The following is a 21,151-nucleotide window of genomic DNA, read 5'->3' on the forward strand; positions in this document are numbered from 1 at the left end:
ACGTCACCGACGAGGGGCCCGGCATGGCCCCCGACACCGCCAGCCGGATCTTCGAGCGCTTCTACCGCGGCGACACGTCCCGCACCCCCGGCACCGGCGGCACGGGACTCGGCCTGAGCATCGTCAAATCGATCACCGAAGCCCACGGCGGCACCGTGTCGGTACACACCGCGCCGGGCAAAGGCAGCACCTTCACCCTGCCCGCCTGCGCACCTCACGCCCCTCCGCCCACCCACGAGGGGCAGCCCGTCGCCGACTCAGTCGACGCCTGACCGGGCATGCGGTACCCCAGCGCACTACTCAGAGAACCGAGCTGGCTGCCCGGACGGAACAATGTCTCCAGGACCCGCGGCCCCAGACGCCTGCGTGCCCGCGTGAACGAGGACTTGTTGGGGATGCATCGGTCCAACTCCGGGATACCGCCAACCAGTTGCTCCGCTACGTCGTCGTAGGAGTCCTGCTGGAACAGAGCCAGTGCCAGCGTGAAGTAGACGATGAACCCGGCCAGCAGAGCGCCAGGCTTCTTGTCACGAACCCCGCATCTCTCCAGCACTCCGGCAACAAGCTCAGGGGCCACCCATCGGGTCACACCCCCAGCCGCACACGATCAGATACCCCCACCCACGGATGCATGCCGGGTCCAACGACCGCGCTGCCTCATCGTCACCGCGAACTGCTTGCCACGCTCAAGCAACGGCATTGTGTTCCGGGTGGGAAGTGGCAGACCGTGATCTCCAGTCCGCTTTCCAGGGCGAAGGCGGCGAGGTGCTTTTTCCATGTCCAGCGGCGGGGGTCGTTGGAACCACCGCGATCGGCGGTGATCAGCAGCCGGCCGGCGTCCGGGTGGTCCTTCCGGCCGCGCTGCTGCCACCAGCGGCGGATGGATTCCACCGCGAACTCGCCCGTGTCGTGGTCGGTCCCGACGTTGACCCAGCCGGTGTCGCGAGCGATGTCGTAGATCCCGTAGGGGATGACCACGGGCTGGTCGCTGGTGGTGAACGTGTGGCAGTCCATGCGGATGGGGTTCTTGCCCGGCCGCCAGGTGCGGCCGGGCCGGTCGCGGTTGCCGAGCCATTCTTTGGCCTTGGTGTCCACACTGATCACTGGTTGGTTGTCTTCAAGGAAGGCTGCGGCAGTGGCGTTGATGTGCGTGAACTGAGCATCCCGGTCAGCATGACTTGCACCTTCTGTGGTCTTGGCGGTGCCCTGTAGGCTGTATCCCAGGGTGTGCAGCAGGCGTCCAACGGTCGCCGCGCTGGCCGGGTGGCCCTGAGCGGTCAACGCTGAGGCCAGGGACCGCAGCGAGAGCGTGGTCCAACGCAACGGCGAGACCGGATCGCCCAGGGTGTGCGGCTCGATCAGAGCTTCGAGCGCGGGCAGCAGACCGGGGTTGGTGACTGTCACCGGCTTACGGCCGGCTCCTGGAGCCCGGATCCGCCCGGTGGGCAAAGGGTGCCCCGACAGCTCGGCGATCCCGCGTGTGATGGTGGCCGCACTGGGGCCAGAAGCGGGGTCACCAGCGTGATCCGGCCGTGGCCAAGCGCGGCGGCCTCGCTGGCCAGGTAGATCCGACGACGTCGTTCATCGAGATGGGGAAGGAACTGATCGAACTTCGCCCTCAAAGCCACAACTGAAGCCCGAGCGGCCGCACGCGCAATCACACCTCATTGTCCCGCCAACACCCTTGCACTGAGCAGTAATTGAAATACAGGCCCCGGCGGTTCCGGAGTACTGACTTTGCACCCCGGCCGACCGCGTCCCCTTCTTACAAGAAGCCCGTGTCGTCCACGACCAGGACAGCCTGGCGGTCGCCGAGGTTGTCGACGACGTACTGGCGCACGTCATCGAGCACCTCATCGGCATCCCACTCGATCCGGTTCAGCATCCGGTGGATGCGGTCCGGGCCCGCGTGGCCGGCTTCCTCCGTCAGCATTCAGCCGTTCTTCCGCTGCAGTGGAGCGATCAGGCCCCGCATATATGCCAATGCGGGTTCCCGCGGCTCCGGCCTGCTGAAACGGTGCACGAACCGCCCATGCACAGCTTCCAGTTCACCCGCCCACAACCCGACATCAGCAAGGTCCCCACTCATAACCACACCAACGACCGACCTGGCCATCAGTCATGGCAAGCGCCGTTGCAGTACTAGGACGCACGGACCGAACCGCAGCGGTCCGCGGCGCCGAAGCGCCCCGACCCGGCACCCGCGGCCGGTCGGGGCGCGTGCCCGGCAGTGCACGGCTCACGGGGCGTCGGTGTGCGTCAGGGTCTCCCAGCCGATGAAGTAGTTGACGCCGAACGGGCTGTGCGCGGCGACGTACCGTGCGGTCTGCGGCATGGCGATGCCCTCGCGCCCGTGGTACTCGTTGTAGGCGAGCTGGACCGCTGGTCCGAGGCCGGTCTTGACGGTGCCGTCGCACAGCCAGTGCGGTGTGCTCGTGCCGTTGTCGTAGGCGGTGTGCAACTCCAGTGCCTTGAGAAGGCGTTGACGGCCCTCCGCCCACAGGTCGAGCCCTTGCAGCCGGGCGGTTTCGGCGGTCTGCGCGGCGGCCTCCAGGCCCCAGCCGGTGTGCCCGAAGTCGCGGCAGCTCTCCTGCGCGAGTCCGTCCCTGAACTCCGACTGCCCCTGCCAGTACTTGACGAGGGCGTCCCTGCCCTTGATGTCCGTGTTCGGGGGTGGCACCGGCAACGGTCCGTCCGACGCCAGGTAGACGTACGCGGGAAGTCGCTTGCGCCACATCGTCACGGCCCGGTCGAACGCCGCACGGTCGTCGAGGAAGACCGCGATGCCCATCAGCGCGTCGGTCTCGATCAGTTCCCAGTTGCCGTTCTTGCGCGGGCTGCCGGGTGTGAGTTCGGGCAGGTAGACGGTGCGCAGCACGGACTCGAAGCGACGGACGGCGGCGGCCGGCCAGCCCGCGCCGGTGTGCCGGATCAACTCGGCGGCCCGGGCCCAGTTGTTGCCGGCCCAACCCGTCTGGAGCTGGGCGTTGGTGTTGGTGTGCTCCCGGATGACGGCCGACCAGGCGTCCATGATGCCGATCGCCTTGTCCGCGTAGCGCTGGTCGCGGGTGAGCGCCCACCGCAGCGCGTCGGTGTACGCGGCCATCGAATCGTCGCGCTCGTCGGAGCAGCCGTGGTTGGGGTGCGAACCGGAACCGCACTCGACGGTGGCGCGCGGTGCGGGCTTCCAGTCGAGCGCGGCGTACCGACTGGACGTCAGCTGCGCGAGGGCGGACTTCCACGGCTCGGCCCCGGCGTCCAGTCGCCCCTTGACGAAGGCCAACTGCCGTGCGCCGACGAGGACGCCGGGATGGTGGAAGGGCGGTGCCGAGGTAGGTGTCCGTCCCCGCTCGGCATCGCGGGACACCGGGGCCGCGGTCGTGGCGGCGCGCGCCGAACCGGCCCCGGTGGGCCCGGTGGTGAGGGCGAGGAGGGCGGTGAGCGCTGCGCCGGCCATCAATGACGTCGTGGTCTTGCGGCCCATCGGGACCGTCCTCTCGGAAGTGGATGGGGCACCCGTGCCAAGAGTCGGTAGGAAAGTTTCCTATCGGCCTCCGGCATTGAAGCACTGACGCATGTGCATGCCAAGGGAGCGTGCGACGCCAGCACGACGACGGCCGCGCGCGACGGGGCCCGCGCCCCGGAAGGCCGGAGGCCGGCCGGTGAACATCCCGGCCGCGAGATCGCGCCGCATCCGTCGGGGGAGAGGCCGGACCGTTCGAGGCCGTACCGTCATCCGAAACACCCACATATGTGTGCGATATCTTGGTTTCGTGGGACTCGATGACGCCTCGCTCACCGCGCTCGCCGTCCTCGGAGACGAGTTGCGGCGGCGCATGTTCGACGTCATCCGGCGCGAGCACCGCCCGCTCACCCGCGAGGAGGTGGCCGCCCGCGTGGGCGTCTCCCGCAAGCTCGCCGCCTTCCACCTCGACAAACTCGTCGCGGCCGGCTTGCTGCGGGCCCACTACGCGTCGCCGTCCGGCATCCGCAAGGTCGGTCGGCGCCCGAAGGTCTACGAACCCGTGGACGCGGCGATCGAAGTCAGCGTCCCCGAACGCCGCTTCCAACTACTGGCCGACCTCCTCACCGACGCCGTGCTCCGCGCAGGGCCCGGCGAATCGGCGCACGACGCGGCAGTGCGGGTGGCGGGCGAACACGGCGAGAGCGTCGGCGCCGCGGAGCGCGCCCGGATCCGCCCCGGCCGGCTCGGCCCCGAGCGCGGTCTCACGCTCGCCCTCGACACGCTCGACCGCCTGGGCTTCGAGCCTGAACGCGCCACCCCGACGCTGGTGCGGCTGCGCAACTGCCCGTTCCACCCGCTCGCAGCCAAGGCCCCCGAGCTGGTCTGTGACCTCAACCGCGCCTTCCTGGCCGGTTACCTGCGGGGCCTGGGCAGCGACGCCACCGACGCCGTCCTGGCCCCGGTTCCCGGCCGGTGCTGCGTCGAGCTGCGCGCCCGGCCGACGGCCGACGGGAGCAACGGCGCATAGCGGACCAGGGCCTCCGGGGGTGAAAAACACCAGCGAAATTTTCCGCAACCCCTGGACCTCGCCCGGCAGAGGGAGAAGTATCGAAAGTGGGGGCGGGCCGGGCCCTGGCCCAGGGCACCGCACAGGACCACGTGCCCGTTCGATCACCTCACCTGCGTGCCCGTAACGAGTTGCCTCCCCCTTTTCCCACACCGGCGCCCGTCCGACGCGACGTTCGCCAGCGGGCGTCATCGACGTACAGGTGGTTCCGTCATGGAACGCGCAACCACGTCTGCCCCGCGCCCCACCGCGACCGCGGTGAGCCCCTCCCCGTCGGCCGTGCGCCCCGCCGACCTGGGCCTGTTGCTGCTACGGCTGCCGCTCGGCCTCCTGATGGCCGGCCACGGTTGCCAAAAGCTGTTCGGCCTGTTCGGCGGCCACGGGCTCCAAGCCACCGGCAAGGGCTTCGAGGCCCTGGGGTACCGGCCCGGCGCCCTGTTCGCCGGCATCGCCGGTGCCTCCGAATTCCTCGGGGGCCTGGGGCTCGCACTGGGCTTCCTGACCCCCTTGGCCGCCGCCGCGGTGATCGGCGTCATGATCAACGCCATGGTCGTCTCCGCCTCGCACGGCCTGTGGGCGACCGAAGGCGGCCTCGAATACCCGATGGTCATCGCCTTCCTGGCACTCGCCGTGGCCCTCATCGGCCCCGGCACCCTCGCCGTCGACCGCTTCTTCCCCTGGCGCCACGGCGGCTGGCGGGCCGGAGCCCTCGCCCTGATCCTGGGCGGCGTCGGCGCGGCGATCGTCCTCAGCCTGTGACGACCGCTCCCGCGTCACGCGCCGCCACACCCACCCCTCCCACTCCCACTCCCACTCCCACCACGAAGGTCTTCGACGCCTCCCACCAGCCACACCGCCGTCATCCGCCGGAATCCCGCGGCACCGTCGCCGAGCGTCCGTCGCCCGGCCACCCGGCGGCCGGGCGACGCGGCGCCCGCGGCACTCGTGCGGGCAAGCCGGTGGGGTCACCCGGGCAGGGTCTGGGTGACGCGCCACAGCCGGCGCGGGAGAGCGCCTTCCGCGAAGCCGTGGACCTCGGTCAGCTGCCAGCCCACCGCCAACTCGTCGACCAGCGCGCGGTCGAAGAAGTGCACGGCAAAGCCACCGTGCTCGTAGATGCCGTCACCGTGCGCGACGCCTGCGCCGTAGTGGGCGTCGCCGGTGTGCCGCACCGTGTAGACGAACGTGCCGCCGGGCCGGAGCACGCGACGCACCTCGGCCAGCAGGTCCCGCAGCTGCTGCGTCGACAGCGCCATGCACAGCAGCATGTGCGCGAAGACCGCGTCCACCGAGTCGTCCGGCAGCGGCAGCGGATCGCGGACGTCGTGCACGTCGGTGGTGATCCGCCCGTCCAGGCCCCGTTCCCGCGCGGCGTGGCGAAGCTGGTCGAGGCCGGTGGCGCTGAAGTCGGTGGCGTGCACCGAGAACCCCTCGCGGGCGAAGGCCAGGGCGTCGCGGCCGTGCCCCGCACCCAGCTCCAGCACCCGCCGGGCGCCGGTGGCGCGGAACGCCCCGGCGGCGTGCCGGGCCGGGGCGGACGGCTCGACCCCGTACATGCCGGGGTGCGCGGAGTACGTCCGCTGCCAGTGGCGCCGCTGCTCCGCAGCCAGCTCCGGCTCGCCGTTCGTCATCGTTCCTCGCCCTGCCCGTGCCCTGTTCACCTCCACCCTAGAGCCGGCGTCCGACCGCCCGACGTCGGCCGGACGTCGGGCGCGGGTCCGCTCCGGGGTGAACGCCGCATGAGAGCCTCGAAGCGCTGGCTGACGGACGACAAGGAGTGCACCCGGTGAGCGGTGAGGAACGACCGGAACGCCACGCCCAGGCCGCCGGTGAGACCACCCGCAGGGTCTGGACGGAATCGATGTTCGCCGTCGCGCGGCCCTGGCCCGGAATACGGGTGCTGGTCGACCGGACCCTGCCGCTGGGGCGCAGGTCCGGGGTCGCGTACCCGGACGTGTGGCTGGCCGCCGTCGCGCCCTCGGCCGCGCTGTGGCGGTGGTACGGCGTGCGCGAGGCGAGGTACGCGACGTTCGCCGACCGCTACGAGCGCGAGCTGGGGGAGCCCGTGCGCGCCGCCGGGCTCCGGCGCCTCCACGGGCTGGCGCGCGGCGGACCGCTGGTGCTGCAGACCGCCGTCACGCCGATACACCTCAGTCACGCCAGGGTCCTGGCGCGGCACCTGCGGGCCGGCGGGGCCGGCCGCCCGGCGGAGGGCGGGGACAGCGCCTGCTGGCTGGGTCGGGTCTGTCCCGACTGCGGCCGTCACTGCGCCGCCCGAGGGACGGTCACCTGCCCGCACTGCCGAGCCCCGATGGGCGTTTGACGGATGTCCCGGGGGACCGCGGCGGCCCCGGACCGCCCCGGCGGTGCCGTCTGCGGACGCGGTGCCGTCTGCGGACGGAAACGCGGAGCGCGGCAATGCGGCACGCACGAGTGGTCGGCATGAGTGAAACAACGCGAAAGAGCTAATTGCTACCCCTTGCCTTAATGCCGGCGATCTGTGTGCCGAAGGGAAGAGCAGCGAGCGGCAGTGGGTCGCTTGGAACGAACGAAAGGTTCGGAATGTCACGGATCATTCGGATTACCGCCGTGGCCGCCCTCGCGGCTGGAACCGCTCTGGGCGGGAGTTCGGTTGCCTTCGCCGACGGTCACGCGGCGGGCAGCGCTGTCGGTTCGCCCGGTGTGCTGTCGGGCAACCTCATTCAGATCCCGGTGCACGTTCCCGTGAACCTGTGTGGCAACACCGTCGACGTCGCGGGGCTGCTGAGCCCGGCCTTCGGAAACGTCTGTGTCAACGGCCACTTCAAGCACCACAAGCACCACATGGGTCACCACGGCAAGGGCGGCCGGCGCTGAAGCAGTCGTCACCGACCGTGTGAGCCATGGTCTTCGACGCATCGGACCCGTCCCGTTCCCGTTCCGGTCACCCCGGTGCGGGCGGGGCGGGTCCCGTCGTTCGTGGTGCGGCGTTTCCCGCGGCTCAGGAGCGCGGCGCGCCCGGCGCCCGTGTGGTGGGCTGGCGCAGCTCCTCGGCCGCGGCGGAGACCCGGTGCAGCAACTCCAGGAACGTGCCCTGCTCTTCGGGGTCCAGGGGGGCCAGGAAGATCCGGTTCATCCGGGCGGTCCGGCCGGCGAGCCGGTGGTGCAGCCGGCCGCCCTCGGCGGTGAGCCGCAGCACGGAGCGGCGGGCGTCCTCGGTGTCGCGGGTCTTCTCGATCAACTCGCGCGCCACTAGGCGCCGGACCACCTCGGCGATGGTCGACCGGTCGAGGCCGACCCGCTCGCCCACAGTCCGTTGGTCCAGGCCGTCCTCGCCGACGAGGGTGTTGAGCACGGCGAACTGCGGGGAGGTGACGTCCTCCGACACGATCGTGGTCCACAGCAGCGTGTGCGCCTGCTGGAGCCGTCGGGCCAGGTGGCCGGGGTGGGTGCTGAGGTCGAGCGCGGGCACGGTGCCTCCCTGCTCCTCTCGCCAATGATCTCTGTACGGAGGGTCTTGCCCTCTCTTACTCATCATGTCACGCTTCGAAACTGCCGATAGATAGTCAGTGTACTGAGCAATCTGGTGGCACCAGGGGAGAGTTGGGCATGGACAAGGTGGTGGGCTCGGCCGCCGAGGCGGTGGCCGACGTGCGGGACGGCGCCTCGTTGGCCGTCGGAGGCTTCGGGCTCAGCGGGGTGCCCGACGTGCTGCTGCGCGCCGTGCACGACGCGGGCGTCGGCGGTCTCGGCGTCGTCTCGAACAACTGCGGTGCGCTCGACCGGGGGCTGGCCGTGCTGCTCGCCGCCGGCCGGGTCGCCCGGGTCACCGGCTCGTACATCGGCGCCAACAAGGAATTCGCGCGCCGCTACCTGGCCGGCGAAGTGGAGGTCGAGCTGATTCCGCAGGGGACGCTCGCGGAGCGGCTGCGCGCCGGCGGTGCCGGGATCCCCGCCTTCTACACCCCCGCCGGGGTCGGCACTCAGGTCGCCGACGGGGGGCTGCCGTGGCGGTACGACGGCGCCGGCGGGGTCGCAGTGGCGTCGCCGCCCAAGGAGGTCAGGGAGTTCGACGGGCGCCCGCACGTCCTGGAACGGGGGATCCGCACCGACTTCGGACTCGTCCGGGCCGCCAAGGGGGACCGCCACGGCAACCTGGTCTTCGCCAAGTCCGCCCGGAACTTCAACCCGCTCGTGGCGATGGCCGGGCGCATCACGGTCGCCGAGGTGGAGGAGCTGGTCGAGCCCGGTGCGATCGACCCGGACCAGGTCCACCTGCCCGGCGTCTTCGTCCAGCGGGTCGTGGCGCTGACCCCGGAGCAGGCGGCCGACAAGCAGATCGAACGGCGCACCGTCGCCGTGCCCGGAACCGCGGGAAGGGAGCGCCGCTGATGCCCTGGGACCGGGCCGGGATGGCCGCACGGGCGGCCGCCGAGCTGACGGATGGTCAGTACGTCAACCTCGGCATCGGACTGCCCACCCTCATCCCCAACTACCTGCCGGCGGGCGTGGAGGTGGTCCTGGAGTCGGAGAACGGGATCCTGGGCACCGGGCCCTACCCCACCGAGGACCAGCTCGACCCCGACCTCATCAACGCCGGCAAGGAGACCGTCACGGTCCTCCCCGGTGCCTCCTACTTCGACTCCGCCCTGTCCTTCGGCATGATCCGGGGCGGTCACATCGACGTCGCGGTGCTCGGCGCCCTGGAGGTGTCGCACCGCGGCGACCTCGCCAACTGGGCGGTGCCCGGCAAGATGATCAGCGGGATCGGCGGGGCGATGGACCTGGTGCAGGGCGCCCGCACCGTCCTCGTCGCCATGACCCACACGGCCAAGGACGGCTCCGCCAAGCTCGTCGCGGACTGCACGTTGCCGCTGACCGGCCGGGGGTGCGTCGACCGGATCATCACCGACCTCGGCGTGCTCGACACCGCGGCCGACGGGTTCGTCCTCGTGGAGCGGGCGCCGGGCGTCACCGTCGAGGAGATCGTGGCGAAGACGGCCGCACCGGTGCGGATCGGGACCAACTCGCCGCGTGACCAGAAGGGTTGAGGACGCATGGCAGCAGTCACCCAGAGCGAGATCGACCGCGAGATCGCGCAGGCGCGGGCGACCTACGAGACGGCCGTCGCCGGCGGCGCCCCGCGCACCGCACAGCCGGCGCACGACTACCCGCCGTACCGGTCCACCGCACTGCGACACCCCAGGCAACCCCTGGTCGCGGTGGCGTCGTCGCAGGACCCCGAGGCCGTCGAACTGGCCTCACCGGCGTTCGGCAGGACCGACGTCACCGCGCTCGACCACGACCTCACCCGCCAGCACCAGGGAGCACCGCTCGGCGAACGCATCACCGTCAGCGGCCGGTTGCTGGACCGCTCCGGCCGTCCCGTGCGCGGCCAACTGATCGAGATCTGGCAGGCCAACGCCGCCGGCCGCTACGCCCACCAACGCGACCAGCACCCCGCACCGCTCGACCCGCACTTCACCGGCGTCGGCCGGACGCTGACCGGCGACGACGGCGGCTACGCGTTCACCACGATCAAGCCCGGGGCCTACCCCTGGCGGAACCACACCGGTGCCTGGCGTCCCGCGCACATCCACTTCTCGCTCTTCGGCACCGCGTTCGCCCAACGGCTGATCACACAGATGTACTTCCCCGGCGATCCGCTCTTCGCGCACGATCCGATCCTCCAGTCGGTCACCGACGCCGCCGCCCGCGCACGGCTGGTCGCCCACTACGACCACGACCTCTCGGAGCCGGAATGGTCCCTGGGCTACCGCTGGGACATCGTCCTCGACGGCCCCACCGCCACCTGGATCGAGGAGGGCCGCTGACGTGACGACCCCCTCCGCACGGCCCACGCCCGCCCAAACCGTCGGCCCGTTCTACGGATACGCCCTGCCGTTCCCGGGTGGCGCGGACGCGGCCCCGGCGGGCCATCCGGACACCCTCGTCCTCCACGGCCACGTCCGGGACGGCGCGGGCGCCCCCGTCCCGGACGCACTGGTGGAATTCTGGGGACCCGGTCCGGACGGCGAACTGCCGCGGACCACCGGATCGTTGCGCCGGGACCCGACGACCGGTGGCTTCCTCGGCCGGGACGGGCTCGGTTTCACCGGCTTCGCGCGGGTCGCGACCGATGCCGACGGCCACTGGACGGTCCGCACCCTGCGCCCCGGCGCCCGCGGCGCGCACGCGCCCCACCTCGCGGTCTGCGTCTTCGCCCGCGGCCTGACCCGGCACCTGTTCACCCGGGTGTACCTGCCGGCGGCGGACCGCGAGCCGGTCACCGACCCACTGCTGGCCGCGCTGCCACCCGAACGGCGCGCGACCCTGATGGCGATCGCCGAACCGCGGGGCAGTCATCGCTTCGACATCCGGTTGCAGGGTGCGGCGGAGACGGTGTTCCTGGAGTTCGCATGAGTGTCGACCATGACGGCCACGACGTCGTTGACGAGGGCCACGGCGGCGCGTTCCCGTCGTACGACGCGCCGGACGCCGGACTGCTCGACCCGGTGCGGGTGGGCTCCGCGGCCGAGGCGGCCACGGGCGAGACCGCCGTCCTCCAGGCCCTGTTGGACGCCGAGGCCGGGCTCACCCGGGCACAGGCGGCACTCGGCCTGGCGCCCGCCGCGGCGGCCCGGGCCGTCACCGAGGCCGCCCGCGCGGAACGCTTCGACGTCCGCGAACTCGCGCTGCGCGGGCGGGGCGGCGGCAATCCGGTCGTCCCCCTGGTCGCCGCACTGACCGCGGCGGTGCCCGACGCCCACGCGCCGTACGTGCACCGCGGCGCCACCAGTCAGGACATCCTCGACACGGCGTTGATGCTGGTGGCCCACCGGACCACGGGGCTGGTCGTGGCCGATCTGGAGGCTGTGGCCGGTGCCTTGGCGCGGATGGCCGGCGAGCACCGCGACACGCCCGTGGCGGGCCGCACGCTCACCCAGCACGCCGTCCCGACGACGTTCGGACTGAAGGCCGCGGGTTGGCGCAGCCTGGCGCTGGACGCCCGGGACCGGCTGCTCGCCGTACGCGGCACCCTCCCGGCCCAACTCGGCGGGGCGGCCGGCACGTTGGCCGCCTTCCACGCCTACGCGCAGGCCGCCCACGCCGCGCCACCGGCGGACGCGCTCCGCCTGCTCGGTGCCTACGCCCGGGAAGTCGCCCTGGCCGAACCGGAGTTGCCCTGGCACGGCCTGCGGACGCCGGTGGCCGATCTCGCCGGCGCGCTGGCCTTCACCGCCGGGGCGCTGGGCAAGCTCGCCGCCGACGTGTTGGTCCTGTCCCGCACCGAGGTCGGCGAGGTGGGGGAGGGGGCCGGGGGCGGTTCGTCGGCCATGCCGCACAAGGCCAATCCGGTGCGGGCCACGCTCGTCGCCGCGGCTGCGCACCGGGCGCCCGGGTTGGCCGCCGTGCTGTACGGGTGCGTCGCCGCGGCGGACGAGCGGCCCGCGGGTGCCTGGCACGCGGAGTGGGAAACCCTGCGGGACCTGCTCCGTCTGGTCGGGGGAGCGGCCCGGGACGCGGCGGAACTCGTCGCCGGCCTGCACGTGCACCCCGCGCGGATGCGCGACAACCTGGACCTGACGAACGGGCTGGTCGTCTCGGAGCGGCTGACGGTCGTGCTCGCCGCTCGGCTGGGCCGGTCCCGGGCCCGCCGACTGCTCGCCGAGGCGGCGCACACCGTCCGTGCCGGAGGCGGCAGCCTCGCCGACGCGCTGTCGGCCGAGCCGGCCCTGGCGGACCTCGACCTGGTCGCCCTCACCGACCCCACCGGCTACACCGGTGCGGCCGCCGCCCTCACCGATCGTGCGCTCATGCGGCGGTGAGGGCGCCCCGGCCCGCTCCGTGCACCACCGTCGTGCAGAACCGCTCACCGGGCCGGCACCGATGCCCGACCCGGCCAGTTACGGGGCGGTGGCGGTGGCGGTGGCGGTGGCGGTGGCGGTGGCGGTGGCGGTGGCGGTCGCCGTCGCCGTCGACGCCACCGGGGTCAGAGTCGGTCGGTGACCGAGCGGAGTTCCTCGACGACCTCGGCGCCGGACGGCGCGTGCTCCGGATCCACCAGCCACTGCAACATCAGGCCGCTCAGCAACGCGAGCGGCACCGAGCCGCCGAGGCCCTCCCGGCCCTGGCGTTGCCCCTCGGCGAGGTGGGCGCGCACCTCGGGTGAGCGTTCGGCCTGCACCGCGGCCTCCAGTTGCGCCACCCACAGCGCCCGGTGCGTGGTGAAGCTGTCGATCAGTGCCTGCCAGCGGTCTTCCGGTCGGTCCGACGGGGTGCGCGGGCGGAGTTCCTCGTCGAGTTCGTCCACGGCTTGCACGAGTGCCTGGGTGAGCAGCGCGTCCTTGGAGCCGAAGTGGTAGCCGATGGCGGCGTGGCTGACTCCGGCGGCCGTGGCGATGTCCCGGACGGTGGTGCGTGCCCAGCCCCGTTCGATCAGGCACTGCTTGGCCCCGGCGAGCAGATCCTCTCGGTTTCCCATGCCGGACAGCATAGCGGAGGGTTGCCCAATTGGTTCATCCAAATGGTTTGACCAAATGGGCAAGAGCTGGTTAGCGTGCCGTCCATGACGAAGTCGAAGGTTCTGATCTCCGGTGCCAGCGTGGCCGGCCCGGCCCTGGCCCACTACCTGCGCCGCGACGGTTACGAGGTCACCGTGGTCGAGCGCGCACCGGGCCTGCGCGACAGCGGGTACGCGGTGGACTTCCGCGGTGCGGCGTTCGAGGTGCTGGCCGAACTGGGCGTCCTCGACGAGGTGCGCGAGCACGACACGCGGATGGGCGGCACCACGCTGGTGGACGAGGCGGGCGCGGAGGTCGGGGAGCTGCCGGCCGCGACGTTCGCCGGCGAACTCGAAGTGCCGAAACGGGAACTGACCCGGATCCTGCACCGGCTCACCGCGGCGGACGTGGAGTACGTCTTCGACGACTCCATCAGCGCGCTCGGCGAGGACGACGCCGGCGTGGCGGTCACGTTCGAGCGGGCCGCGCCCCGGCGCTTCGACCTCGTCATCGGTGCGGACGGGGTCCACTCGATGGTGCGCCGACTCGCCTTCGACGCGCCGGCCGACGCCGTGCGGCACCTGGGCATGTCCGGTGCCGGCTTCAGCACGGCCAACCGCCTCGGACTCGACCGTCGCGGAGTGCTGCGGCTGACCGAGGGCACGGCGACCTACGCGTTCAGCGCGGGTGACCCGGACCGGATGGTGGTCAGCCTGTCCTTCGCCTCGGCCTCGGCGGAGCTGGACCGGCGGGGCCGGGACGTGCAGGAGCGGGCGGTGCGGGAAGCGTTCGCCGGGCACGGCTGGGAGGTGCCCCGCCTGCTGGCGGAGATGGCCGCGGCCGACGACTTCGCCTTCTCCTCGGCCTGCCAGATCCACCTGGACGGCTGGTCGCGGGGCCGGATCGCGCTGGTCGGGGACGCCGGCTACTGCGCCGCGCCCACCAGCGGCATGGGCACGTCGCAGGCGCTCATCGGCGCGCGCTCGCTCGCCCGCCAACTCGCCGCCGCGGCGGGTGACCACCGGACCGCGTTCCCCGCGTACGAGGCGGAAGTGCGGCCCTACGTCGCCGAGAACCAGGCGAAGGGCCGGGACGGCGCGGCGATGTTCGGCGGTGGTGGGGAGCGCGCCGGGGACGGAACCGCGTAGGCGCGCACCGACCCGATGGGGGGTGTGGGGGCGGTGCGCTGCGGCGGCCACCGCGCGCCGGCGAGCCCGGGGTGCGGTGCCTGCTGTGGTGCGGGTCACCCACGGGGAACCGGAAATCCCGGCGGGGCGGTCGACCGCCCCGCCGTCACCTCACTCGATGCGGCCGCAGGCGGAACAGACGAACTGGCTCTCCTGCGTCGGATTCCCGTCGCCGTCCGTCTCGACGGTCCGGTACATGGTGCCGCCGCACTTGCCGCAGCCTCGGGTCTGAATGAGCTGGCCCATGGGCAGGTCCTCCCTAGGGGCGCGTGTGCGGCACTCGCCGCGCAGCGCCATCGCGTAGTCGAGCAGGACGAACGCCTCCTGCCGTCCCCGTTCACGGATGGTGATGTCGTCCGCGGTCTCGCCGGTCGCCGCGACGCGACCGCAGCGGTAGCAGCAGTGCCGGTTGCTCAGCGGTCCCGGCTCCACCATCGACAGGTCGCAGTCAGGACAGTCCACCGTCGGCCTCCTTGACCCATCCGCACCGCGCGCAGACCGCGATCGGCCGCCCGTCCCGGTCGCGTTGGCCCCACATGGTGTTCCGGCAGCGCGGGCAGCCGCTGGTGTGGATGCCGCGCGGGCCGAGCGGCGGCGGCTCGGGCGTGGACTCCACATAGGCGATGATCAGCGCCCGGTCCCGCTCGCTGTTGCCTGCCATGCGCAGCAGATTCGCCAGCCGCGACCGTGCTTCGTCGGCGAAGGTCCCCATGGCGCGGAGGGTATCGGGCCCGCGCCCCCGAAACGACGACCTCCCGCGGAGTGCACTCGATCAGTTGAGATGACCAGCGGCGCCGCAGGGACACGGCCGGGCCGGAACGGGGTTGCGTTCTAAGTCAGTTGCTTGACTTAAGGGCCGGTGCGGCGTTGACTGCCCACCGACCCCAGGACGAAGGGAGACGGTGGTGAGCCACAACGACGGCGCCCCCGCGCCGACCTACCCGCTGACGGCCCCCGGCGCGTTGGAAGCACCGCCCGCATGGCGGGAGTTGCGCACCACGTGCCCGGTGGCCCCGGTGACGCTGCCGAGCGGCGACCGGGCCACGCTGCTGACCCGCTACGACGACGTCAAGCAGGTGCTCTCCGACCCCCGCTGCACCCGGCAACTGGACGCCGAAGGCGCCGCCCGGATCTCCGCCGACGCCTCCGGCGGGGTGTTCAACAGCGCGATGGCCGAGTCCCTCAACGGCGCCGGACAACAGCGCTGGCGGCGCATGCTGACCAAGTGGTTCACCGCCAAGCGGATGAACGCCCTGCGCCCGGCGATCGAGGCGATGGCGGAACGACTCGTCGACGAGATGGTCGACCGGGGCCACCCGGCCGACCTCAAGGCGAGCATCGGTTTCCCGCTGCCGGTCTGGGTGATCTGCGATCTGCTCGGCGTCCCCGCGGCCGACCGGGACCGCTTCTCCCGCTGGTCCGACATGCTGCTCAACCTCACCCGCTACGGACGGGACGAGATCGACACCGCCCAACGGGACTTCCACGCCTACCTGACCGAGCACCTTGAGGCCAAGCGCGCGGAGCCGGGGGAGGACCTGCTCAGCTCGCTGATCACCGCGACCGACGCCGACGGCGGGCGACTGACCGACGACCAACTCGCCGCCACCGGCCAGGCACTGCTGATCGCCGGCCACGAGACCACCGCCAACATGATCGGCAAGATGATGGCGCTGCTGCTCGCCGATCGCCGCCGGTGGCAGCAGCTGGTCGCCGACCCCGCACTGGTGCGCACCGCTGTGGAGGAGGTCCTGCGGTACGACGCCAACGCCGGTTTCGGCATGCCCCGCTACGTCACGGCGGACATCGACGTCGCCGGCACCGTCCTGCCCCGCGGCGCGACCCTGGTGTGCAGCATGGCCGCCGCCAACCGGGACGGGGCGATCTTCGCCGCCGCCGAGGAGCTGCGGCTGGAGCGCAGCCCCAACCCGCACCTGGCCTTCGGCGCCGGGCCGCACTCGTGCCTGGGACAGGCACTCGCCCGCACCGAACTCCAGGTCGTCCTCGACGTCCTGCTGCGCCGCCTCCCCACCCTGGAACTCGCCGTGCCGGTCGCAGAGTTGCGCCGCATCGAGGGACTGGTCGTCGGCGGCCTGTGCGACGTTCCGGTCCGGTGGTGACGATGTCCGTGAAGGCCGCGCGGGCCGCGGGGACCCGGGAAGCCATCCTGACCGCCGCGGAGCGCCTGTTCGCCGAGCACGGCGTGTTCGCCGTCTCCAACCGCCAGATCAGCGAGGCCGCCGGCCAGGGCAACAACGCCGCCGTCGGCTACCACTTCGGCACCAAGACCGATCTGATCCGCGCCGTCGTCCGCCGGCACGCCGACCCGATCGACGCACTGCGACAGCGCATGCTCGCCACCACCGGCGACTCCCGCGACGCACGCGACTGGGTGGCGTGCCTGGTCCGGCCGGGCGCCCAACACCTGGGCCGGCTGGGCAGCCCCACCTGGTACGCGCGGTTCGCCGCCCAACTGATGACCGACCCGGTGCTCCGCGAAGTGATGGTCGACGAGGCGTTCGGCCCGTCCCTCGCGCGCAACCTCGACGGGCTCAACCGGTGCCTGCCCGACCTCCCCCTGCCCGTCAGGATCGAACGCGGCGACATGGCACGCCACTTGATGGTGCACACCCTCGCCGAACGCGAACGCGCCCTCGCCGACGGCACCCCCACGGTCCACCCCGACTGGGACGCCTACGCGGACGGACTCATCGACGCGATCACCGGCCTGTGGCTCGCCCCGTGCACGACCACGGCGTGACCGGCCCCACCCCCGGCCCCACTTCCGTAATCCGCACACCCCCCTCGAAAGGCGGTCGTCCGTGCCCGACGCACCCGGCGCAACCCCCGCGCCCACCGGCTTGACGGAACCACACCAGCCGTCCGCCGTACCCGAGTTCCCGATGCCGCGCGCGGCGGGCTGTCCGTTCGACCCGCCGCCGACCCTCACGGCGCAACGGCAACGGGGCCCGCTCACCAAGGTCCGACTCTGGGACGGCAGCACGCCGTGGCTGGTGACCCGCTACGCCGACCAGCGCGCCCTGCTGGGCGACCCGCGCGTCAGCGCCGACGTCACCCGCCCTGGCTACCCCAGCGCGGCCCCGGTCCGCGGCAACACCATCGGCTTCATCCTGATGGACGACCCCGAGCACGCCCGGCAACGCCGCATGGTCACCGCCCCGTTCGCCGTCAAACGCGTCGAGGCGCTGCGGCCGCGCGTCCAGCAGATCGTCGACGAGCGCATCGACGCGCTGCTCGCCGGCCCCCGACCGGTGGACCTGGTCGAGGCGTTCGCCCTGCCGGTGCCGTCCCTCGTCATCTGCGAACTGCTCGGCGTGCCCTACGCCGACCACGACTTCTTCCAGGACAACAGCCGGATCCTGATCAACCGCGACGTCACTCCGGAAGCGCGCACCGCCGCCCACGGACGACTGAGCGCCTACCTGGACGACCTGGTCGGCGAGAAGCTCGCCCGGCCCACGGACGACCTGCTCTCCCAGCTCGCCCAGCGCGTCGTGGACGGCGAACTGACCCGGCTCGACGCGGCCCAGATGGGCGTCCTGCTGCTGATCGCCGGCCACGAGACGACCGCGAACATGATCGCGCTGGGCACCCTCGCGCTGTTGGAACACCCCGAACAACTCGCCGCCCTGCGGGCGTCGGACGACCCGAAGACCGTCGCGAGCGCGGTGGAGGAACTGCTCCGGTACCTCCACATCACGCACAGCGGCCGCCGTCGGGTGGCGGCGGCGGACATCGAGTTCGCCGGGCGGACCATCCGGGCCGGCGACGGCCTGGTCTTCCCGAACGACATCGCCAACCGCGATCCGGGCGCTTTCCCCGACCCCGACCGACTGGACCTGCGACGCGCCGCCCGGCACCACGTGGCCTTCGGCTTCGGCGTCCACCAGTGCCTGGGCCAGTCACTGGCCCGCGTCGAACTCCAGGTCGTCTACGGCACCCTCTACCGCCGTATCCCGACCCTGCGACTGGCCGCGCCGCTGGCGGACGTCCCCTTCAAGCACGACGGTTCCGTCTACGGCGTGTACGAGCTGCCGGTGACCTGGTGACCCGGCCTGCCCCGGCCGCGCCGGGTGCGCGGCGGGGGCAGGCGCGCCGACCGTCAGACGTTCTGCCCGATGGCGGCGATGTACCGCTTGATCGAGTGGTCCCGGATGCCGTCCGCGGCGGGCGCGAAGGCGTCCGCGGTCAGCCCCTTGGCCCGGTCCGCCAGGTTGCCCAACAGCCCCATGGACTCGTGCAGCTTGCCGCCGGAGTCGATGTAGCGCAGCGACTCGACGTGCGTGAACGCGGGCTCCGGCGGGAGCTGCGGAACGATGTCGTTGTTGTTGACGAAGCGGTACATGCGGTTCTGGAAGCCCTTGTTGTACGCGGCCGCCAGGATCCGGTCGCAGGTCCGGGGCTGCCCGTAGGTGTAGACGCCGTCCGCCTGGAGCCGCGGGTCCTCCAGGTACATCCGCGCGCCGGCGAGCATGGCGAGCGCACCACCCAGGCTGTGCCCCGTGAACCACACCGTCTGTCCGTTCGTGCGCAGCTCGGCCAGCGTGTCCTTGACGTCCGGGAAGATCGACTGGAGCGCCTCCGCGAAGCCGTAGTGGACGTAGCCGGTCTTGGCCGGGCCCGGCCACGGGGGAGTGCTGGCGTCGGACAGCCAGTCCCGGATCTGCGCCGGCTCCGTACCGCGGAAGGCGGTGATGATCATGTGGTCGCTGGCGACCGTGTACGCCTGGGTGTCCTCCAGCGGGAACGGCGGCGTGAACCGCGTCTGGTGGTGGCGCACCTCGTCGAAGCCCCAGGAGCGCGCCTCGGACTCGATGGTGGCCTCGTCCTTGTAGGCCAGGTCGGACGCCTGGGCCAGCCAGTAGGCCAGGGGCAGGCTGTACCCGGTGGGCGAGCGGTGGTCGATCGCGGTCGGTGCGGACATGCGGGCTCCTTCGGTGCCGTGTCGTTTCGGTGCTGGGGTCACGCCGTGCGCGGGAGGGTCGCCCCGGCGCGCGGCCGGTCCCTTCGTAATGCCAGCGGCTCGCCCGGGGGTTGTCGCCGCGCCCGTAGTCCCCCGAACGGCGGGCCGGCGGGTCCGACGCCGTCCCGAGGAGCGCCGAACGGCACCTGCCTGGCGCATCCGGCGGCCCGGACGGGCGAGCAGCGCATGCCGCACGGCCCGTCAGGTCGCACACTGGCGGCCCGGGAAGGTCTGAGTCGGAGGGCGCCGTGGTGTCGCAGTCTCGGCTGGTCGTGGGTGTCACCTACAACCTGCGCGGTGAGTCCGTCGAGCACTTCGGCGCCGGCCCGCCCCGGGAGGGGTACGACGCGGAGTTCGACGAGTGGGAGACGGTGCAGACCGTCGCCGGCGTCCTCGAAGGGCTCGGCTACCGGTGCGTGCTGATCGGTGCGCTACCGGCGTTGATGGAGCGTCTGCTGCGCGGCGAACGTTGGGACGTCGTCTTCAACCTCGCCGAGGGGCACCACGGCTACGGGCGCGAAGCCCAGGTCCCCGCGCTGCTGGAGGAGTGGCGGATCCCCTTCACGTTCTCGGGCCCGCTGTGCCTGTCGCTGTGCCTGCACAAGCCCACCACCCAGCTGTTGCTCCGCCAGGCGGGGGTGCCGACGGCACCGTTCGTCGTCGTCCGGGAGCCCCACGACATCGACGGGATCGACCTGCCGTACCCGTTGTTCGCCAAGCCGGTCGCCGAGGGCACCAGCAAGGGGATCGGCGCGGACTCCCGGGTGGACGACGCCCGGGAGCTGCGGTCGACCTGCACGCGGCTGCTGCAACGGCACGGGCAGCCGGTGATGGTCGAGCCGTACCTTCCCGGCCCGGAGTACACCGTCGGCATCCTCGGCGCCGGTGCGGACGCCCGGGCCATCGGCGTGTCGCAAACGCTGCACGACCGGCGGGCGACGCCCTTCCTCACCGATCTGCGCAAGCGCGACGCGCCGGGGCAGCCGGTGCCCGTGCGGGCCCTTGAGGACACCGGCGCCGCGCAGCGCCTCGCCGGCCTCGCGGTCCGTGCCTGGCGCACGCTCGGTTGCCGGGACGCCGGCCGGGTCGACCTGCGGTGCGACGAGGCCGGTGAGCCGCACGTCCTGGACGTCAACCCGCTGCCCGGCCTCAGTCCCACCTACTCCCCGCTGCCCCTCCAGTGGGCCGGCACCGGCCGGCCGTACCGCCAGCTCATCGCGCGCATCATGACCGCGGCCGAGCACCGTCTGCCGTGCGCGTCGACCTCCGTGCCGGCGTCAACGGCCGCACGCAGGGTGGGGTGTTGAGGTTCCGCCGGCGGGGGCGGCTGGCCTAGCCGTTCCCGCCGGCCCGTCCCGGGGCCGGGCGCAGGATCAGTGGGAGGTAGACGTCGTCGACGATGTCGGTGATGACGTCGTCCGGTACCGGGGCCCCGTACAGCAGGAACTCGTTGCGCAGCAGGTCGGTGGCGACCGTGGCGCGTCGGGATTCCGGGATCCAGGGTTCGATCTCGCCGCGTTCGACGGCGCGTTCCAGGATGGCGCGCAGGTTCACCGGGCCGACGGTGTGCACGCTCTCCCGGACCAGCTTGGCGAACTCGGGGTCCCGGGTCATTTCGGCCAGCAGACCGCGCAGGATGCCGCCGAGCGGGCTTGCGACCTTGGCGGCGATCTGCTGCATCAGATCGATCACGTCGGTGCGCAGCGCGCCGGTGTCGGGCGGGTCGATCTTGGCGATGCCGGCCAACCGGCAGGCCTCCACGACCAGTTCGGCGCGGTTGGACCAGCGGCGGTAGAGGGCGGCCTTGCCGGTGCGGGCCCGGGCGGCCACCCGTTCCATCGTCAGTGCGGCGTAGCCCGTCTGGCTGAGCTCCTCCAGAGTTGCCATCAGGATGGCGTTCTCCAGCTCCGCACCGCGGCGGCGGGGGCCTTTGCGGTGGTCAGCGGCGGGGGCGGCGGTGGGGTC

At 72.3% G+C, this 21,151-nt stretch carries 24 protein-coding genes and 2 pseudogenes; 15 read left to right on the top strand and 11 right to left on the bottom strand.

Annotated features, from left to right (window positions below; translation table 11 throughout):
* A partial coding sequence (locus ABD385_RS35835; protein WP_344583784.1) for an ATP-binding protein occupies positions 1-272 on the top strand: 272 nt, incomplete at its 5' end.
* Here ABD385_RS35835 and ABD385_RS41480 read toward each other — a convergent pair.
* The 4 genes and pseudogenes from ABD385_RS41480 to ABD385_RS35850 all read right to left on the bottom strand — a co-directional run bounded on the left by ABD385_RS41480 (position 215) and on the right by ABD385_RS35850 (position 3,484).
* On the bottom strand, positions 215-589 hold the full coding sequence (locus tag ABD385_RS41480; RefSeq protein ID WP_425585557.1) for a transposase domain-containing protein: 375 nt from the start codon (positions 587-589) through the stop codon (positions 215-217). The two genes, ABD385_RS35835 and ABD385_RS41480, sit on opposite strands and share 58 nt — an antisense overlap.
* Positions 590-702: 113 nt before the next feature.
* Positions 703-1,661: pseudogene (locus ABD385_RS35840) on the bottom strand (ISAzo13 family transposase); the annotation flags it as partial.
* A gap of 52 nt (positions 1,662-1,713) precedes the next feature.
* A pseudogene (locus tag ABD385_RS35845) lies at positions 1,714-2,089 on the bottom strand (transposase); the annotation flags it as partial.
* 150 nt (positions 2,090-2,239) lie between these two features.
* Positions 2,240-3,484 carry an alginate lyase family protein gene (locus tag ABD385_RS35850; protein ID WP_344583786.1) on the bottom strand — a complete coding sequence of 415 codons (1,245 nt, stop codon included), beginning with the start codon at positions 3,482-3,484 and terminating at the stop codon, positions 2,240-2,242.
* 289 nt (positions 3,485-3,773) lie between these two features.
* Here ABD385_RS35850 and ABD385_RS35855 point away from each other — a divergent pair, with 289 nt between their 5' ends.
* Together ABD385_RS35855 and ABD385_RS35860 are read left to right on the top strand one after the other, a co-directional pair.
* Positions 3,774-4,493 carry a helix-turn-helix transcriptional regulator gene (locus ABD385_RS35855; RefSeq protein ID WP_344583788.1) on the top strand — a complete coding sequence of 240 codons (720 nt, stop codon included), beginning with the start codon at positions 3,774-3,776 and terminating at the stop codon, positions 4,491-4,493.
* 252 nt (positions 4,494-4,745) lie between these two features.
* A complete protein-coding gene (locus tag ABD385_RS35860; RefSeq protein WP_344583790.1) occupies positions 4,746-5,291 on the top strand; it encodes a DoxX family protein in 546 nt (181 codons plus the stop codon).
* A 206-nt stretch (positions 5,292-5,497) separates the two neighbouring features.
* On the opposite strand, the gene ABD385_RS35865 is transcribed toward ABD385_RS35860, so the two are convergent.
* On the bottom strand, positions 5,498-6,163 hold the full coding sequence (locus ABD385_RS35865) for a class I SAM-dependent methyltransferase (RefSeq protein ID WP_344583792.1): 666 nt from the start codon (positions 6,161-6,163) through the stop codon (positions 5,498-5,500).
* A gap of 155 nt (positions 6,164-6,318) precedes the next feature.
* On the opposite strand from ABD385_RS35865, the gene ABD385_RS35870 reads away from it, so the two are divergent.
* Both ABD385_RS35870 and ABD385_RS35875 read left to right on the top strand, forming a co-directional pair.
* Positions 6,319-6,855 carry a DUF488 domain-containing protein gene (locus tag ABD385_RS35870; protein WP_344583794.1) on the top strand — a complete coding sequence of 179 codons (537 nt, stop codon included), beginning with the start codon at positions 6,319-6,321 and terminating at the stop codon, positions 6,853-6,855.
* A 239-nt stretch (positions 6,856-7,094) separates the two neighbouring features.
* Positions 7,095-7,388 (top strand): chaplin, encoded by a 294-nt coding sequence (locus ABD385_RS35875; RefSeq protein ID WP_344583796.1) that lies wholly within the window; start codon positions 7,095-7,097, stop codon positions 7,386-7,388.
* A gap of 124 nt (positions 7,389-7,512) precedes the next feature.
* Here ABD385_RS35875 and ABD385_RS35880 read toward each other — a convergent pair whose 3' ends face one another.
* Positions 7,513-7,983, bottom strand: coding sequence for a MarR family winged helix-turn-helix transcriptional regulator (locus tag ABD385_RS35880; RefSeq protein WP_344583798.1), 471 nt, complete (start codon positions 7,981-7,983; stop codon positions 7,513-7,515).
* Between the two features lie 137 nt (positions 7,984-8,120).
* Here ABD385_RS35880 and ABD385_RS35885 point away from each other — a divergent pair, with 137 nt between their 5' ends.
* The 5 genes from ABD385_RS35885 to pcaB are packed head-to-tail and all read left to right on the top strand — an operon-like array spanning position 8,121 to position 12,340.
* Positions 8,121-8,903: a CoA transferase subunit A gene (locus tag ABD385_RS35885; RefSeq protein WP_344583800.1), complete on the top strand. Its 783-nt coding sequence runs from the start codon at positions 8,121-8,123 to the stop codon at positions 8,901-8,903.
* Positions 8,903-9,562, top strand: coding sequence for a 3-oxoacid CoA-transferase subunit B (locus tag ABD385_RS35890; RefSeq protein ID WP_344583802.1), 660 nt, complete (start codon positions 8,903-8,905; stop codon positions 9,560-9,562). The genes ABD385_RS35885 and ABD385_RS35890 overlap by 1 nt, the downstream gene beginning before the upstream one ends.
* A 6-nt stretch (positions 9,563-9,568) precedes the next feature.
* Entirely contained in the window at positions 9,569-10,345 is a 777-nt protein-coding gene (gene pcaH, locus ABD385_RS35895; protein WP_344583804.1) for a protocatechuate 3,4-dioxygenase subunit beta, read from the top strand.
* A 1-nt stretch (position 10,346) separates the two neighbouring features.
* Positions 10,347-10,934: a protocatechuate 3,4-dioxygenase subunit alpha gene (gene pcaG, locus ABD385_RS35900; protein WP_344583806.1), complete on the top strand. Its 588-nt coding sequence runs from the start codon at positions 10,347-10,349 to the stop codon at positions 10,932-10,934.
* Positions 10,931-12,340 carry a 3-carboxy-cis,cis-muconate cycloisomerase gene (gene pcaB / locus ABD385_RS35905; RefSeq protein ID WP_344583808.1) on the top strand — a complete coding sequence of 470 codons (1,410 nt, stop codon included), beginning with the start codon at positions 10,931-10,933 and terminating at the stop codon, positions 12,338-12,340. Before pcaG ends, pcaB begins: the two co-directional genes overlap by 4 nt.
* Before the next feature lie 164 nt (positions 12,341-12,504).
* Here pcaB and ABD385_RS35910 read toward each other — a convergent pair whose 3' ends face one another.
* Positions 12,505-12,996 (bottom strand): TetR/AcrR family transcriptional regulator, encoded by a 492-nt coding sequence (locus tag ABD385_RS35910; protein WP_344583810.1) that lies wholly within the window; start codon positions 12,994-12,996, stop codon positions 12,505-12,507.
* A gap of 84 nt (positions 12,997-13,080) precedes the next feature.
* Between ABD385_RS35910 and ABD385_RS35915 the strand changes: the two genes are divergently transcribed.
* The gene (locus ABD385_RS35915) at positions 13,081-14,163 is read left to right on the top strand and encodes an FAD-dependent monooxygenase (protein ID WP_344583811.1); all 1,083 of its coding nucleotides are present in this window, start codon (positions 13,081-13,083) and stop codon (positions 14,161-14,163) included.
* A 150-nt stretch (positions 14,164-14,313) separates the two neighbouring features.
* On the opposite strand, the gene ABD385_RS35920 is transcribed toward ABD385_RS35915, so the two are convergent.
* The gene (locus tag ABD385_RS35920) at positions 14,314-14,664 is read right to left on the bottom strand and encodes a hypothetical protein (protein ID WP_344583813.1); all 351 of its coding nucleotides are present in this window, start codon (positions 14,662-14,664) and stop codon (positions 14,314-14,316) included.
* The gene (locus tag ABD385_RS35925; protein WP_344583814.1) at positions 14,651-14,914 is read right to left on the bottom strand and encodes a hypothetical protein; all 264 of its coding nucleotides are present in this window, start codon (positions 14,912-14,914) and stop codon (positions 14,651-14,653) included. The genes ABD385_RS35920 and ABD385_RS35925 overlap by 14 nt, the downstream gene beginning before the upstream one ends.
* A gap of 193 nt (positions 14,915-15,107) precedes the next feature.
* Here ABD385_RS35925 and ABD385_RS35930 point away from each other — a divergent pair, with 193 nt between their 5' ends.
* The 3 genes from ABD385_RS35930 (at position 15,108) to ABD385_RS35940 (ending at position 18,272) form a co-directional block, all read left to right on the top strand.
* The gene (locus ABD385_RS35930; protein ID WP_344583815.1) at positions 15,108-16,322 is read left to right on the top strand and encodes a cytochrome P450; all 1,215 of its coding nucleotides are present in this window, start codon (positions 15,108-15,110) and stop codon (positions 16,320-16,322) included.
* A gap of 2 nt (positions 16,323-16,324) precedes the next feature.
* Positions 16,325-16,963 (top strand): TetR/AcrR family transcriptional regulator, encoded by a 639-nt coding sequence (locus tag ABD385_RS35935; RefSeq protein WP_344583849.1) that lies wholly within the window; start codon positions 16,325-16,327, stop codon positions 16,961-16,963.
* A gap of 142 nt (positions 16,964-17,105) precedes the next feature.
* Positions 17,106-18,272, top strand: coding sequence for a cytochrome P450 (locus tag ABD385_RS35940; protein WP_344583851.1), 1,167 nt, complete (start codon positions 17,106-17,108; stop codon positions 18,270-18,272).
* Between the two features lie 53 nt (positions 18,273-18,325).
* On the opposite strand, the gene ABD385_RS35945 is transcribed toward ABD385_RS35940, so the two are convergent.
* Entirely contained in the window at positions 18,326-19,147 is an 822-nt protein-coding gene (locus ABD385_RS35945; RefSeq protein WP_344583816.1) for a lipase family protein, read from the bottom strand.
* 287 nt (positions 19,148-19,434) lie between these two features.
* Here ABD385_RS35945 and ABD385_RS35950 point away from each other — a divergent pair, with 287 nt between their 5' ends.
* Positions 19,435-20,493: a D-alanine--D-alanine ligase family protein gene (locus tag ABD385_RS35950; RefSeq protein ID WP_344583818.1), complete on the top strand. Its 1,059-nt coding sequence runs from the start codon at positions 19,435-19,437 to the stop codon at positions 20,491-20,493.
* 25 nt (positions 20,494-20,518) lie between these two features.
* Here the strand turns inward: ABD385_RS35950 and ABD385_RS35955 are convergent, their stop codons facing one another.
* Positions 20,519-21,073: a TetR/AcrR family transcriptional regulator gene (locus ABD385_RS35955; protein ID WP_344583820.1), complete on the bottom strand. Its 555-nt coding sequence runs from the start codon at positions 21,071-21,073 to the stop codon at positions 20,519-20,521.
* Positions 21,074-21,151 lie beyond the last annotated feature (78 nt).

Source organism: Streptomyces lunalinharesii, assembly GCF_039532155.1.
GTDB lineage: Bacteria > Actinomycetota > Actinomycetes > Streptomycetales > Streptomycetaceae > Streptomyces > Streptomyces lunalinharesii.

Coding starts and splice junctions, on each gene's coding strand:
- ABD385_RS35850 (WP_344583786.1), bottom strand. CDS start 3,484: ATGGGCCGCAAGACCACGACGTCATTGATGGCCGGCGCAGCGCTCACC.
- ABD385_RS35860 (WP_344583790.1), top strand. CDS start 4,746: ATGGAACGCGCAACCACGTCTGCCCCGCGCCCCACCGCGACCGCGGTG.
- ABD385_RS35865 (WP_344583792.1), bottom strand. CDS start 6,163: ATGACGAACGGCGAGCCGGAGCTGGCTGCGGAGCAGCGGCGCCACTGG.
- ABD385_RS35875 (WP_344583796.1), top strand. CDS start 7,095: ATGTCACGGATCATTCGGATTACCGCCGTGGCCGCCCTCGCGGCTGGA.
- ABD385_RS35885 (WP_344583800.1), top strand. CDS start 8,121: ATGGACAAGGTGGTGGGCTCGGCCGCCGAGGCGGTGGCCGACGTGCGG.
- ABD385_RS35890 (WP_344583802.1), top strand. CDS start 8,903: ATGCCCTGGGACCGGGCCGGGATGGCCGCACGGGCGGCCGCCGAGCTG.
- pcaH (WP_344583804.1), top strand. CDS start 9,569: ATGGCAGCAGTCACCCAGAGCGAGATCGACCGCGAGATCGCGCAGGCG.
- pcaB (WP_344583808.1), top strand. CDS start 10,931: ATGAGTGTCGACCATGACGGCCACGACGTCGTTGACGAGGGCCACGGC.
- ABD385_RS35910 (WP_344583810.1), bottom strand. CDS start 12,996: ATGGGAAACCGAGAGGATCTGCTCGCCGGGGCCAAGCAGTGCCTGATC.
- ABD385_RS35915 (WP_344583811.1), top strand. CDS start 13,081: ATGACGAAGTCGAAGGTTCTGATCTCCGGTGCCAGCGTGGCCGGCCCG.
- ABD385_RS35925 (WP_344583814.1), bottom strand. CDS start 14,914: ATGGGGACCTTCGCCGACGAAGCACGGTCGCGGCTGGCGAATCTGCTG.
- ABD385_RS35935 (WP_344583849.1), top strand. CDS start 16,325: ATGTCCGTGAAGGCCGCGCGGGCCGCGGGGACCCGGGAAGCCATCCTG.
- ABD385_RS35940 (WP_344583851.1), top strand. CDS start 17,106: ATGCCGCGCGCGGCGGGCTGTCCGTTCGACCCGCCGCCGACCCTCACG.
- ABD385_RS35945 (WP_344583816.1), bottom strand. CDS start 19,147: ATGTCCGCACCGACCGCGATCGACCACCGCTCGCCCACCGGGTACAGC.
- ABD385_RS35955 (WP_344583820.1), bottom strand. CDS start 21,073: ATGGCAACTCTGGAGGAGCTCAGCCAGACGGGCTACGCCGCACTGACG.